10 protein-coding genes and 1 pseudogene are annotated in these 15,203 nt (G+C 36.6%); 9 read left to right on the top strand and 2 right to left on the bottom strand.

Annotated elements, in window-relative coordinates; genetic code table 11:
* Positions 1 to 53: 53 nt before the first annotated feature.
* A complete protein-coding gene (locus AC0L3Q_RS15385; RefSeq protein ID WP_473280709.1) occupies positions 54 to 566 on the bottom strand; it encodes a hypothetical protein in 513 nt (170 codons plus the stop codon).
* A 409-nt stretch (positions 567 to 975) separates the two neighbouring features.
* On the opposite strand from AC0L3Q_RS15385, the gene AC0L3Q_RS15380 reads away from it, so the two are divergent.
* Positions 976 to 2,556, top strand: a complete 1,581-nt coding sequence (locus AC0L3Q_RS15380; RefSeq protein WP_473286891.1) for an IS1182 family transposase — start codon at positions 976 to 978, stop codon at positions 2,554 to 2,556.
* Positions 2,557 to 2,644: 88 nt separating this feature from the next.
* Here the strand turns inward: AC0L3Q_RS15380 and AC0L3Q_RS15375 are convergent, their stop codons facing one another.
* The gene (locus AC0L3Q_RS15375) at positions 2,645 to 4,090 is read right to left on the bottom strand and encodes a serine hydrolase domain-containing protein (protein ID WP_163421313.1); all 1,446 of its coding nucleotides are present in this window, start codon (positions 4,088 to 4,090) and stop codon (positions 2,645 to 2,647) included.
* 448 nt (positions 4,091 to 4,538) lie between these two features.
* On the opposite strand from AC0L3Q_RS15375, the gene AC0L3Q_RS15370 reads away from it, so the two are divergent.
* The 8 genes and pseudogenes from AC0L3Q_RS15370 (at position 4,539) to AC0L3Q_RS15335 (ending at position 14,901) form a co-directional block, all read left to right on the top strand.
* Positions 4,539 to 7,580: a leucine-rich repeat protein gene (locus tag AC0L3Q_RS15370; protein WP_473280706.1), complete on the top strand. Its 3,042-nt coding sequence runs from the start codon at positions 4,539 to 4,541 to the stop codon at positions 7,578 to 7,580.
* Between the two features lie 292 nt (positions 7,581 to 7,872).
* The gene (locus AC0L3Q_RS15365; protein WP_473280704.1) at positions 7,873 to 8,574 is read left to right on the top strand and encodes a hypothetical protein; all 702 of its coding nucleotides are present in this window, start codon (positions 7,873 to 7,875) and stop codon (positions 8,572 to 8,574) included.
* A 1,264-nt stretch (positions 8,575 to 9,838) separates the two neighbouring features.
* Positions 9,839 to 10,848, top strand: a pseudogene (locus tag AC0L3Q_RS15360) (fatty acid desaturase family protein).
* 6 nt (positions 10,849 to 10,854) lie between these two features.
* Positions 10,855 to 11,103, top strand: coding sequence for a cold-shock protein (locus tag AC0L3Q_RS15355; RefSeq protein ID WP_473280701.1), 249 nt, complete (start codon positions 10,855 to 10,857; stop codon positions 11,101 to 11,103).
* A 439-nt stretch (positions 11,104 to 11,542) separates the two neighbouring features.
* A complete protein-coding gene (locus AC0L3Q_RS15350) occupies positions 11,543 to 12,547 on the top strand; it encodes a bestrophin family protein (RefSeq protein ID WP_473280699.1) in 1,005 nt (334 codons plus the stop codon).
* Positions 12,548 to 12,679: 132 nt separating this feature from the next.
* A complete protein-coding gene (locus tag AC0L3Q_RS15345) occupies positions 12,680 to 12,973 on the top strand; it encodes a hypothetical protein (protein WP_473280696.1) in 294 nt (97 codons plus the stop codon).
* Positions 12,974 to 13,108: 135 nt separating this feature from the next.
* Positions 13,109 to 13,648, top strand: coding sequence for a helix-turn-helix domain-containing protein (locus AC0L3Q_RS15340; RefSeq protein ID WP_324179543.1), 540 nt, complete (start codon positions 13,109 to 13,111; stop codon positions 13,646 to 13,648).
* Between the two features lie 401 nt (positions 13,649 to 14,049).
* On the top strand, positions 14,050 to 14,901 hold the full coding sequence (locus AC0L3Q_RS15335; RefSeq protein WP_324179376.1) for a prohibitin family protein: 852 nt from the start codon (positions 14,050 to 14,052) through the stop codon (positions 14,899 to 14,901).
* The last annotated feature ends 302 nt before the right edge of the window (positions 14,902 to 15,203 follow it).

Raw genomic sequence — 15,203 nt, 5'->3', positions numbered from 1 at the left:
CCATTCGATTGATTACTTAGTTGCTATGACATCATATGTCGTGTTGTAGGTAGTTATTGTTTTGAATTAATCACAGTATCCGTTATATCATCATAACAGGCATAATAAGCTCGATTTCCAAATTTAGTAAATGACCATTGAGCAATTTCGGATTCAGTTTTTAGTTCTTTCGGGATTAAGTGAGGAAAAGCTTGTCCGATTGCATGAGTTTTAATCAAGAAATGAACATCGTTTATGGCTTCGTCTTTTGATAAATAATTGTCAAACAGGATTTCGGATATTGTTAATTTGTCAGAACTAATAAGGTATTTGGCTTTATAGACTAATTGTCCATCCCAACTTCTGGAAAAAAGTAAATAACTGTCATAAGCGTATATGTCCCATTTACAGTCCATAGAATCGGACTTAAATGCTATACCTTCTAATTTATCACCATTATGCGGATATTGAAGATAGGTAGATGTTTTATCGAAATCAGAGGTGTCAAATTCAATTAATTCCTTTCCTAATGATGTTCTTAATTCATTATACTTTTCCGCAACAGTTTTTTCCTTAGTAAAAGCCATTGTTGTTCTTGTGTAAGAACTTATATCTAACACTTTTTTGTTAAAAGGATTATCGCTATCATCTAATTCAAACCAGCGAAAAGAATATTCTTGAGAATTTGTTTTGAGAAATTCAGATTCTCCTTTTCGCTTATTTTTTTAAACCAGTTAAACATAAAGTATTTTTTGATTACCTACAACGGTTAATATATGTGTCGTAGCAGAGCAAAATGTTACCTTGCTTTTCGAATTTTCTGCGTATTGGGTGCTAGCTTTTACCTTCTGCAAGCATTGAGCCTAACCAAAAATACAACAACCATTTGATTGATCACTTAGCTGCTATGACATCAATAGTGTGCCTGTTGCACAAGTTAACAAAAATGTAAGATAGATTTGTTATTGATTTTGGATTGGTATGTTATCTTTAGTTATGCAAGGCAAGAAAATATACCAAGAAAAGCTCTTCAATCAATTTCAGCTTAGTGATCGTGTTCCATTACATAATTTTTACAGACGTCTCAAGGATTTTTTGGATCTTCAGTTTTTATACGGATTAACTCAAGAGTATTATGGATCTAGCGGTCAAAAAAGTATTGATCCCGTTGTATTCTTTAAACTATGTTTAGTGGGGTATTTAGAAAATATCATCAGTGATCGTAAACTTATGGATCATTGTAGTATGCGATTGGATATTTTATATTTTATCGGCTATGATATAGATGAAGAGCTTCCTTGGCATTCTACTATTAGCCGAACACGACAACTATTTCCGGAATCAGTTTTTGAACAGGTATTTACTCATATTTTCGAGATGTGTGTTAGTAAAGGTATGGTAAAAGGCAATACTCAAGCCATTGACTCAGCTCCGATAAAGGCAAATGCAAGCATGGATACTTTGGAGTTAAAAGTTCCAGAGCAGGATCTAACAGCTCATCTAGCGGATATTCGTCATATTAGCAACCGTGATAAAGATACTTTTCGCAAAGCCAAAGAAAACAAAGCGAGTAAGGAACAGCGGGGTATTACTGCCAGCGATAAAGAGCTTAAAGAGATAGAGAGCCGCACTGGCAACTGGAGTACGCATCAAAATCATCGGCCTGGAGCTGGTAATAAAGGTAGTCGTTACACCAGTAACAAAACACATTATAGTCCGACCGATCCTGATGCGCGTATAAGCGTAAAACCTGGTAAGGCTAGAAAACTTAATTACTGTAGCCAACTAAGTGTAGATACGGCTAACCATGTGATCACTGACATCAAGGCTTATCATGCCGATGGGAAAGACAATCAATATCTACAGGATATAGTAGATCGTTTACAACAGCGGTTATGGGGGTCTGGTTTTCAATTGGAAAACGTACTTGCCGACACAGGCTATAGTAGTGGAGAGAACTACGCTTATCTAGAACAAAAAGGGATTATAGGTTATATACCAACACACGGGACCTATAAAGGAGGCCCAGACGGGTTTACTTATGTAGAAGCTAAAGATCATTATATCTGTCCTAACGGATCAGTAGTACCCTTCAAGAAAGTATTTTTGGATCATCGTACCAAGACCAAGAAGAAAGAATACCGTATATCTAGCAAGATATGTAGAGAATGTCCATTATCATCAAGCTGTTTGGGTAAAAGTGCTAAAGAGAAGAAATTTAGTGTTACGTATTACAGAGAGGAATATGAGCGTATTAAGGAGCGATTACAAACCAAAAAAGGCAAACGTATGAAATCCAAACGACAGAGTACTGTTGAGCCAGTGTTTGGAACACTTACCCAATTTATGGGCTTACGGAAAATCAATACGATCGGGATTAGGCAGGCTAATAAAGTGATGCACCTATCAGCAACTGCCTACAATTTGAAGAAGTACCTGAAATTTGTAGAAAAACAGTTAAAAAGTGGAGCAGGAGCTGCACGCTGCTTTTTGAGAATCAAAAACATCTTTCCTTGCTTTATAAAACTGTATATAAGCCATTATAATTTTATTCCTTATAAGATAACAACAAAATAAAAACGCTCTTAAAAGAGCGCATTTAGGGTCAATTATTTGAAAAATATTGGCTTGTGCAACGGTTACCATTGTTAGGTGCTGTTGGTTCTTACCTTATTTTTCGATACTCTCGTTTATTATTGATTATGAGCGTTACATTATTACTTTCTTGATTGAAAGCAAACTTATATTCACTTAATGTAGATGTGTCAATGAATATACTGTCAGAAATTTGAGTTAAATAGGAAAAGTTCCCATTCCAATGTCTATTCATTAATAACAGACTGTCACTTGGTTTTAATGAGATGATATATTTGCTTTCTGCATATTGATATTGACCTTCAAAATAGTTTATAAGGTTATCATTGTCTATATCTTGCGTAAATTCGACTATTTCTTTCGCAAAAGGATATCTCCAATCATAGTGACTTGCGATTGATCTCAAAATTTCCTGGATTAAATATCTGCTTGCATATGAATTTGTCATTACCATTGCTCCATTGCAATTGTCATTTTCTGTAAATCCAATAAATTCGCAACGATACCCTTTGTTTGTTCCACGAAAGGAAAATACCGTTGGATTTTCCTTGTCATCAACAAAAAAGCCTAAGTCTAACATTATCTTAGCACTTTCATCAGTTAGATAGCTATTCGGTTTCTCATTTAGAGAGTCACCAATTGCCTTAATAAATTTTAATATATCAGAAGGATTCGTCCATAAGCCTGCCGCAGCTAGTTCTGGATAAAACCTCCACCCATTATCAACCTTACTTTTGTCATAATTATATCCGACAGCTACATTTTTGCTTTTGTCCTCAAAAGCTGGATTGAAAAAGCTTGAATTCATTTTTAAGGGTTTCAATACTAATGAGTCCATTACATCGGGATATCCTTTACCCGAAACATCTTCGATGAGTTTTTGAATAACGACGTATCCACCCCCAGAATAAGACCAATCTGTACCAGGTTCAAATTTTAACTTGACCATATCATTATTTGCTGGATTAGTTCCGTTCAAAATACTTATTAAATCAGGAAGACTATCATGGTTTTTGTACCCTTGAAATCCACCTACTGTTAGTCCAGATTTATGCGATAGTAGTTGACGTAAAGTTACTTTAGTAGAATCCTTGTAATTTGAATAGTCTATTTTCCAATCTCTTAGGTACATATTTACATCTGAATCTAAGGCTATCAAATTAGCCTCTACCATTTTTAATATCGCGAGACAAGTTAATGGCTTGCTTACAGATGCAGCTTGAAACATAGTATTGGAATCAATAGAATCTTTTAGTTCAACATTTCGAACTCCATATCCTTTTTTTATTCGGACCGTGTCTTTTTCTATCACTGCAATGCTAACGCCAGGAACGCCATAGTATTCCATTCGTTCATAGATGCTGAACTCACCATTTTTGTTATTTACTGTAGCAGTTGTAATTAAACCATTTTCAATTTTCCCTATATCCAAATCCAATTTGGAATCGGGAAGTTCTTTGCATCCTAAGATTATTAATCCTAATGAAAGTACGGTTAATTTGATTGATGCTTTCATGTTCAGAATAGTATTGTATATAATAGCAAACGTGAAATTTGTCAATAGATTATTATAATGCCAGGGTTGTTAAATAATAAATGACATGTTGAATTTATTGGCTAATTGCACCTAACGTATGTGTATAGTTACCTCAATGAGGTGATATTTCAGAATATAAAAACAATAATCTCCAACAAAAAAGCGATAGCTCGTAAAAATAGAGTTAGTGAAATAGAAAAACAAAAGTGGGGTTTAGTACAAGACCGGACGGTAAAAACGGCCCATATCTACCAGAATAGGGACAAACAGATCACCATAGGGGACTGCTAGATTCCCATTGTCCCCAAATCACTATATAACATCCCGTTTTTAACGAGGTTGAGCACCAATTATTGGTTATTTCTATTGTATGGTTCTATTTTGTTATGAAATAATAATCAAAAGTTCATAATAAAAACCTTCCAACATGAAAAAGCAAATACAATTTATACTGTCTACCATCTTTATGGTATCAATAGGCTTTACTGGCTATGGACAGCAACCGCAAATAGATGACTATTTTTATACAGACAACGGTATCGGATATGCAATAACTAGCACTAGCCCTAAGGAGGTAAAGATTTTTGGGCACCCTAAAGGTTTCCCAGCAGGTTCTTTTGTTAGAAAACTAGACATACCTCCAACCGTAACCTGCCCCAATAATGCCTTTAGGCCAACAAACAACGGAACGATAAGGATTGATTGTCCTCAGGGAGAATATAAAGTTACCGGTATTAATAGTGAAGCTTTCGGTTATGAGTATTGGTTGAGTGAGGTCACCATACCGAACACTGTAAGATTTATTGAGCAGCAAGCTTTTGCAGGAAACGAGCACGACCCTGACCTCCACGACAAATTGAGAATTGCGTTGGTCATTCCCAATAGTGTGGAAAGGATTGATCTAAGGGCTTTTGGATATAGCGGCTTGACTGGCGTGACCATTAGTCAAAGCATTACCAGTATTGAGAATTCGGTTTTCCAGGGCAATAACTTGGAGAGCGTGGTTATTCCCGATAGAGTGACCACAATTGGTCTTTGGGCCTTTGCACTTAACGAATTGACCAGTGTGACCATTGGTCAAGGCGTTACCCATATTAGGGCTTCTGCTTTTGGCTTTAACAAGTTGACCCATGTAGCCATTCCCGATAATGTGACCACTATTGAGGCTGGAGCTTTTAGGAATAACCCAATTACCACAGTGGTATCAGAGCGCACAGATCCCCCATCAATCCAGACAAACACCTTTACAAACCGTAACCAAATAGATGTTATTGTCCCCAAGGGCGCATATAATAATTATGTACGAGCTTGGACAGGTTTTGGCTTTAAATCTATCAGAGAAAAAGTAGACGTTGGCGACACCTTTACGGCTAAAGGTATCGAATATCAAGTAACGGCGCTCGGTACCCCCAACGAGGTAATGATTATAGGTTACGTGTCTGCAGTTAACAGAGTAGAGATCCCCGAAACTGTAAGCAATGGGGGGAATGACTTTACAGTTACCAGTATTGGAGAAAGTGCTTTTCAGTTCAATAACTTGAAGAGTGTGAACATACCTAACAGTGTGACTAGTATTGAGTTTGGTGCTTTTGCTGGCAACGCCTTGGAAAGTGTGGACATACCTGGTAGTGTGACCAGTATTGGTAGTGGTGCTTTTAATAACAATGCCTTGACCCTTGTGAACATACAGGATGGTGTGAGAATTATTGAGGGTAATGCTTTTTCCGAAAATCCAGACCTTGCCGCAGTGGTGTCAATTGGCACAGATCCTCCATCGATTGAAGTAAGTACCTTTATAAACCGTAACCTAATAAACTTGATAGTGCCTGTAGGCACGAGAAATGATTATGAAAATGCAGGGTGGATGGGCTTTAGATCCATCTCAGAAGGGATTGGGGTTTCAATAGAAGCGCCGGCGAGAATAGCTGATGTATCACCCTTTACGATCACCTTTCGGTTTGATTTGGAAGTGACAGATTTTACGATAGATGACATTAATTTGGACAATGCTACCGCAAACAATTTTACAGGTAGCGGTACTGAATATACCGTAGAGATCACACCAACACTTTGCAATGGTCTCATTACCATTCATGTCCCTGAAAATGCAGCTGTAGCTGGACATCTAAGCAATGTCACCAATTTGCCAGCAAGCGTAGAGGTAAAGGTTAATGCCGTATTCGAACCCGAGGTAAGTAGTTCACTGGTCGAATATTGTGAAGGTGATAACGCCGTTGCATTGATGGCAACCGGAACAAATTTATTATGGTATACTGAGCCAACAAGAGGTACGGGAAGTACCACGGCACCGGTACCAAATACGGGAAGTGCTGGGGACACATCCTATTATGTAAGTCAAACAAACAACGACAACAATTGCGAGAGCGAACGCGTAGAGATAGTAGTTCGTGTCAAACCCCAGCTAGTAGCTCCAATAATAAGTTCAAATACCCCGGTATGTTCTGGTGAAAATGCCATATTTACCATTACAGGAACCCCAGGTGATATGGTAACCTATAGCGGGGCCCTAAGTGGAATGGTAATTATAGAAGCTGGTGGAACGGTAAACGTAGCAGTAAACGGGGCAGACTCGGACACGACCCTGGAACTAACAGAAGTAACCAATGGGGGCTGTAGTATGCCGTTATCGGGAACAGCCACGGTAATCGTTCAGGGTGATCGATTAATAACTATTGCCCAGGATATTACCGTACAATTGGATGTCAGTGAACAGGCGTCCATTACCCCAGCACAAGTAAACAATGGTTCAAGGGGTGGTTGTAACAACTCCGATTCTATCTTCTTAAGTCTGGACAAGACTACTTTTACCTGTGACGATGTGGGGACTCCAGTGATGGTGACCCTTACCGCAGTACAAGGAAGGCAAACGGCTGTGGCAACGGCTTTGATAACAGTAGAAGCGCATGTAAATAACCTTGTGGCAATGGCCCGGGACATGACCGTACAGTTAGATGCCAATGGAGAGGCGACCATCTTGCCAGAGGATATAGACAATGGCTCTACTTATGGCTGCGGCAACACCCCAGAATTGAGCCTGGACATAGATACCTTTACCTGTAATGACATAAATACTCCGCTGATGGTTACCCTTACCGCTACACAGGGTGCCCAAACGTCTACCGCCACTGCTATAGTAACCGTAGAAGCGATTGGCAATTGTGGGACTGGTGAGCCCCTTGCGGATTTCAATAGAGGGTTTTCCCCCAACGGTGATGGCATTGCCGATAATTTGGTGATTCAAGGCCTTGAAAAATATGAGAACAACGTGGTCAAGATATACAACCTGAGTCAGCGCTTGTTATTCAGCGCTCATTATGGGGGACCCAACGATGCCTGGGATGGCACTTATAAAGGCAGTAGGGTACCTGTAGGTTCTTATGTATGTGTAATCGACTACAACGAACCTGGGTTGGACCACGAAGCAAAAATGATCTATGTTAATTATTGATGTTTTTGTTTCTGTAGTGGTTGGGGCTATAACAGGCTCAGTATGAAACGTCAGCCTTCGACTCCGCTCAGGCTTCGGAAAGATAAGCGATCACTGAGCGGAGTCGAAGTGAAAGCGGGCTTCGAGAGCCTCAACCCTCTGTAATGTCGAACCCTGCGGACCCTGAGGTCCTCGAAGGGTCGAAGTGTGTTCTTCGGTATACTCAGAAACCAGATCATCGAGTCGAAGTACCATTTCCATAAAATAATCCCCACATCCAATATCAAGTATAAACCATAAATATATAACACGTATGTCCAAACAGAATTTTGAAACGAAATTAACCGAATTAGAAAACATGCCACAAGAATTAGTTAAAGCACCATCACAACCGGTAGATGTCACTACACAAGAAGCCGAAGACCTATTTGTTTGGGCGCAAGAAGATAAACAAGTACTAGTTAGTATAGGATTAGATTGGAGCAAATATGTAATCGATCTACCAATACGTACCGGAGCGTGCCGATATGCACAAGCCATTTGGAACAAAGAGCGTTATAGCCAGGAGGAAGCAGCCAAGGCCTGGAGAGAAGAATCGCCCAAAGCCTATGAGTTTAGAAACGATCTATTGGCAGATATGCGTTTTGCGTTTAGAAAACGCCCAGATCTATTAGGACGGGTACGCACTATTGCAGGAGGAGATGGCAATGCCGATATGATCCAGGATTTGATGGATATTAGTGTGCTAGGAAGAGGAAATACCACCGAATTTGAAGCAATTAAGTATGACGTATCCCGCTTTGATGTTGCTGAACAAAAGTCGGACGACCTGGCCGAGCTATTAGCCAAAGCTAATGGTACAACTTTAGACAATTCCAAAGCCAAGAACATTCGTGACCGTGCGTTTACCCACCTTAAAGAAGCTATGGATGAGATTAGAGATACGGGTAAATACGCCTTTAGAAAAGATCCAGAACGCTATAAAGGTTATATAAGCCGCTATCGACGTAGGTGAGACTGTTCATAGTTGATGGTTGTCCGAATTGAATATTTTTTTTAAGTACTCATATTTTTTAAAAGCTTACTACCACTGGCCCGCGCACTGGGTTGGGCTCTCCGCGTCACGCGGACGCCTCGCCTTAATGTGCGGGCTTCTTTTTACCCTGTGCGGACGTGTCACCTCATACCGCTGGTCGATACATCTAGTGCGCGGGAGGGTCACCTACCTATACGGAGTAGCTACCGAGTGCCGTTGGTCGATACAACAGTGTAGGGGAGGGTTACCGACTTGTGCGGGTGAGGTTTGGCGCGATGTTGGTCTATGAGAATTTGTGTTATGGATTAAGAAATCTTTTGGGATTAAGGTTTCTGCAATATTTCCTATTTATAAAGTTGTATTTTGAATTTTTACAAACTCATAAAGTTCCAAACTAAGTTTCTAATTTTTTAAAAAACTTATTAAATGTGACCTAACAATTCGCTTAAACATAAACAACCGAATATTCTAATACAGCAAGTGACAATTCTATTGTTTATAGGGAGTTAGAGAATTTGAGAGACAAACAAGTGACAAATAAAATCTAAATAAAAGAAAAAAAGGAAAATCTAAACCTATTCAATCCTCTGAGCTCATAACAGGGAGGATGAAGCCATTAAATAGATATCGCGAGGTAGAGCAGTAGGCAGCTCCTCGCACTTATAACCCGAAGGTTGCAGGTTCGAGTCCTGCTTCCGCTACTTTTCAAAAGTTAAAGCATTGCTCTTCATTTCTTTAGTTTTTTTGTTCTCTTCAATTTTTATAATGTTTTTGCCTAATTTAAATTACTAATAATATACCCTCCTTTTAAAAGGATGAACAATTTAACATATGATTTGGAGATAACGCTTAAATTAAAGGTATCTTTGCAATGATAAAATTCGTAAAGCTTCAATTTAATTTTGTTTTTTCAAATTCAACATTCTTTTCTTGCTCTCTTTTTTCTCGGCAATAGTGCAAAAAACAATTTTAAGTTAAATATTAAGGATAACAACATAGGTTTGAATGTTGTTTTCAGCGTAGAACAAGTCTTCACAATTGAATATTCCTGTTCGTTTCTCCATTAATATTACGTTTATACGTTGTCTCCGAATTATAGGAGGACAGGCTTAAAACAAAAGTTGATAGTATCAAAAATCTAAAATTTTCAAAAAGAACAAACTCTGAGTTTTCAAAAACATTGAGAAACAGGGTGAATAATTATTTCAAAACAAATAAAATCGACAAGCATGCAAACAAAAGCATGATCTTTAAAACTATCGTAATGCTTACGGTATTTTTTGCACCCTTATTATTAATTAATATTGGTATTGTTTCCAAACCGTGGCTACTTTTTACCTTCTATATAATTAGTGGAGTAGGGATGGCAGGCATAGGTATGGGTATTATGCACGATGCCATTCATGGTTCCTATTCCAAAAACAAAAGAGTTAACAAATACCTAGGGTACACTATGAATCTAATCGGCGCCAATGCTACAGTATGGAAGATACAACATAATATACTGCACCATACTTATACCAATATAGAAGGGATGGATGACGATATAAACGTACCTTTTTTTCTTCGTTTTTCACCGCACGCAAAAAAAATAGACTTCACCGATTTCAACATTTATATGTATGGTTCTTTTATGGATTGTCTACAATTTCGTGGGTTACCCTCAAAGATTTTATTAGACTTTCCCGTTATAGAAAGATGGGGTTCTTGAACAAAAAGAATGAATTTAGAAACGAAATAATTAAGGTTGTCGGCTGGAAGCTGCTATACTATTCGTATGCTTTAATTATACCATTGTTAATGATATCATTGGCTCCTTGGATGATTGTCTTAGCCTTTCTTAGTATGCATTTTGTTACAGGTTTGCTTATCAGTATCATATTTCAGGTGGCACATATTATGCCTAGTACTCAATTTCCCCTTCCAAACAATGATGGGGTGGTCGAAGGTGATGGTTTTACACATCAATTGGTCACAACTACTAATTTTGCACCCAAAAGTAGATTTTTCTCATGGTTAATAGGAGGGCTGAACTATCAAATAGAACATCACCTGCTGCCTAATATTTGTCATGTTCATTATAAAAAAATATCTGGTATTGTTGCCGATACAGCTAATGAATATGGAATACCCTATCATACAAAAAGAACATTTTTTTTAGCCATTATGGATCATATTAGAATTTTGCGAAAATTGGGAAAAATGCAAGTCATACCTATAGAATCAGGATGCAATTTTAAGACAATAAATTAAAGAACAATGAATATTATAAAACAAACATTAAATAGAATAATAAATAATAAATACAAAGTAATGAAAGAAGGAACAGTAAAATTTTTCAATAGTGCCAAAGGATTTGGCTTTATTAAACTCAAAGATTCCGATGAGGATATTTTTGTACACCAAAGCGGTATTATAGATGAAATTCGTGAGAACGATAACGTAAAATTTACGATGGAAAGAGGTGAAAAGGGAATGAACGCAGTCAATGTTGAATTGATTAAATAACAAGTTCTGTCGCTCTAAAAGTGTTGAAAAGCCATCTGTTGAAGATGGTTTTTTATGTCTGACCTCCAGACTGGTATGGATGGAAGTGCCCGAAATTGAAAAAAGGGTTAGTTAATATTGAAATAACAAACTAAAGTCAGATAAGATGAAATATGACCATAGAAGTTTCTATCACGGCAGCAAAATTCAGTATGAAGTCCTATCGAGTGGTGTAAAAAGAACACGACATGCTTTCTAAAGTGACGACCATTAATTGAGCATTTTAAACGAGTTTGATGCATGGTAGAATCGTAGTGCCAAATCATACACGTACTTTACTTATGTGGTCAAAGTTCACATTCGCTTAGCTGTAAATAAAAATAGAGTATGTATATAAAACCTGTTTACTCCTTAAAAATAGTACTCCTATGGACGAGAAAATATATTTATTTTTTTCTTAATGTCCATTGTACCGGTGATACTGTATGATGTTGTTGGGTTAAAATGGTTATATCTGCCTTGGCTTCCCATTGGACTTATAGGCACATCTCTCGCATTCATAACCGGATTTAAAAACAATGCTTCTTACGAAAGACTTTGGGAAGCCCGAAAGATATATGGAGGTATTGTAAATACTTCAAGATTATTAGCTACTATGGTCAATGACTTCATTACCAATGAATTTGTCAGAGTAGAGAGAACCGATAAAGAATTTTTTAATATAAAGAAGGTTATTATCATGCGCCATATAGCTTGGATGACTTCTCTTAGGTATGCTCTTAGAATCAAAAAGCCTTGGGAAACCCTTGTAGGTAGTAAGTCAGGTAAAGAGCACATGAAAACGATAGAAGTAAAAGAACACGAGCTGACGCTACAAGAAGAACTTCATGGATATTTAAATGAAGATGAAAAAGAATTTGTGTTGAGCATGACAAATAAACAAGCAGCCTGCCTCAATATGCAATCTAAGCATTTTAAAGAATTAAAATTAGAAGGATTGATTGATGACTTCCGACACATGGAGTTCAACAATATCATTGGTGAACTATTTACCTTACAAGGCAAGGTCGAAAGAATTAAAAACTTTCCATATCCAAGGCAATTTGCGACGCTAAACTTGTTTTTTATATGGATTTTCATGATTCTCCTACCGTTTGGAATGATGCATGAATTTCATGAAATTGGCCTCAATTTAGGCAATCATGAAAATAGATGTTTTATGAATCGCCTCATTGTTGAAAATTTTGTTTGGATGACCGTTCCGATCAGTGTTGTTATATCATGGGTGTTCATGCTTATGGAAAAGGTAGGCGATGTGTCGGAAAACCCTTTTGAAGGAACCAGAAATGACGTCCCGATTACTACAATTTCAAGGGGAATAGAAATTGATATCCGAGAAATAATTGGGGATGATAAAAATGTAATACCAAAACCCCATCCAAATTATGGTGATACTGAAATGTAAAGAGGATATTAACAGTCAACCAGGTGTATAATTAACCGCTTTTGATCAACAACGCCCTGGGCATATAAAATTAAGGTATTGTTCTATCCCATAAAACGAACAGTTAAACTACCTTTTAAAGACATTAAGATAATGATACGTACAATGCTATTCTTTATATCTCTTATCTCATTGGCCATATTCCCTTCCCAAGGAACAAGCCAAATAAAAAAAATAGAAGGGGTCTTTCTTGGGCGTGTTGAGAATGGTTATTCGTTTTGTTGTAAAACCGTATCTGGATTTGATGAGATATTGGTTTTTAATGAAGTGCTGTCTGTTATACTTGAGAAATATCCATTACATACGGATAAACATATTGGAGAAAATTTTATCATCTCGTTTACTAAGGATATAATTATTGAGAAAAAAAGAGTAGAGAAGTGTTAACCATATTACGTTTACAAAAGCTTGTACCGGGACAACATCTTCGAGAATGATATAAAACCCTAATTCCTAACGTATAAATAAATACCTTACATATAAACGTTTATAAATATGAGTACAAAACTATTCATAAAATACATGGTTAGTTTACGATGCAAACTGATGGTCAAAGAAGAGTTAAAAAAACTTGGATTGCATTATGTTGTTTTAGAATTGGGAGTTGTTGAACTCTTGGAAGATATAACCAAAGACCAACGCCTCGAACTGAAGAAAAATCTAAGTAAATCTGGCTTAGAATTGATGGAAAGTAAAAAGAGTATTCTAATTGAAAAAATCAGAAATGTTATTATCGAAATGATTCATTACACAGATGAATTGCCCAAAGTCAATTATTCCGATTATATAAGTGAAAAAGTTGGTTATAATTATACATATTTAGCAAATATATTTTCAGAAGTGAAAGGAATTACCATTCAACAATTCATTATTATCCATAAAATTGAAAGAGTTAAAGAATTGCTTATTTATGATGAACTAAATCTTACCGAGATCTCTTATAAACTACACTATAGCAGTACGGCACACTTATCTAATCAATTTAAAAAAATCACAGGTTTAACGCCTACTTTTTATAAAAAACTGAAAGAAAAACGTAAACAAAATCTGGAAGATTTATAACCAATTATATCCTGTTAACCAGATCTTAAGCATATAAACCAATCTTTTATACAAACTTACAGGATACCACTTTTTCAATTTTGCATCATTTAGATAAACGGATATATTGTTTTGATACTTACATATCACAAAATCCCCTGCATTAAGCTCAATGATAGCTGTTTTACCAGTCACATTTCTTATCCTAATAGGTAAACCCATAGATAAAATTATTTTTTTATTCATAACCATAAAGGTGACCTATTTTTGCTAGAAATATGCATGTTGAAAGTTATTTTTATACTAAATAATCTTTTGCTGTATTGATATTTGAGAATGTGCGATATATGTAATATGTACTTAGTGTAGTATAACACAAAGTATATTCAATTATCCCATTTTTGTAGTAAAATAAAAGCAAAATGGATGATCAAGATATAAACAACATAACAGAGACATTGAAAAATAGTAAATGGAGGAGATTGCTCATTGTAGTAGTAATACTCATTGTATTGATAGTATTTAAACCGTGGGCTCAGGTGGGGGCAGGTGAAAGAGGAATTGTTCAGAATTTTGGTGCAGTTCAAGATGTAGTACTAGGAGAAGGGATTCATTTTAAAATACCTATAGCACAAACAGTTACTTTGATAGATGTAAAGATCCAAAAAGCGATGACTGATGCTGCTTCTTCTTCCTCTGATCTTCAAGATGTAGATTTATCAGTGGCCTTGAATTATCATATTATACCAGAGAAAGCAAATTTAGTTTACCAAACCATTGGAGTAGAATTTAAAGAGCGTATTATTGATCCAGCCATTCAAGAGGTAATGAAAGCTGTTTCAGCAAGATATACTGCAGAAGAATTAATTACCAAAAGACCGGCGGTCAGTACCGAAATGCAACAGGCGCTCACATCAAGATTGCTTGCGTCAAATATATCGGTTGATGCTTTCTCTATTATCTCTTTCAGCTTTTCTCAAACTTTTACTGATGCTATTGAAGCTAAACAAACTGCAGAACAAAATGCATTAAAGGCAAAGCGAGATTTGGATCGCATAAAAGTAGAAGCAGAACAAACAATCACCGCTGCGAAAGCAGAAGCAGAGGCATTGCGTTTACAAAAAATGAATATTTCACCCGACCTAATCGAACTGAGAAAAATAGAAGCAAACCTTAAAGCCATAGAAAAATGGAATGGAATCTTACCAAAGGTAACAGGTGCTGGCGCTATACCTTTCATCGGAGTAAGTGATGTAGCGAAAAAGTTAAAATAATTATATGATGATATAGAGCCTTTGATATTAATCAATCCATAAAAAAGGTTTGATAAAGAAGGTGGTGAAATTCCAAATCTTTAGCGAACAATCTGTTTTATAAAAAACCTTTAAATGTGTGATATATGTAATGTAGGCCTAAACGAGTGTAATACATTAAAGTATTAATTAACTGATTTTTGTATCCATATCAAACTCCTTTTTATACGTGAAGGGGTATTAATAATCTAAAAACAGAAAATCATGTCAAAAGGAAAAGAAGGTAAATCGAAATCGGGTAAAAAAGCCCCGGCAAAAAGTTT

The sequence above is a fragment of the Aquimarina sp. KJ22-3 genome, from assembly GCF_055808215.1.
Note: the sequence above shows the minus strand (reverse complement) of the source record. Positions and strands in the feature narration are given on the sequence as shown.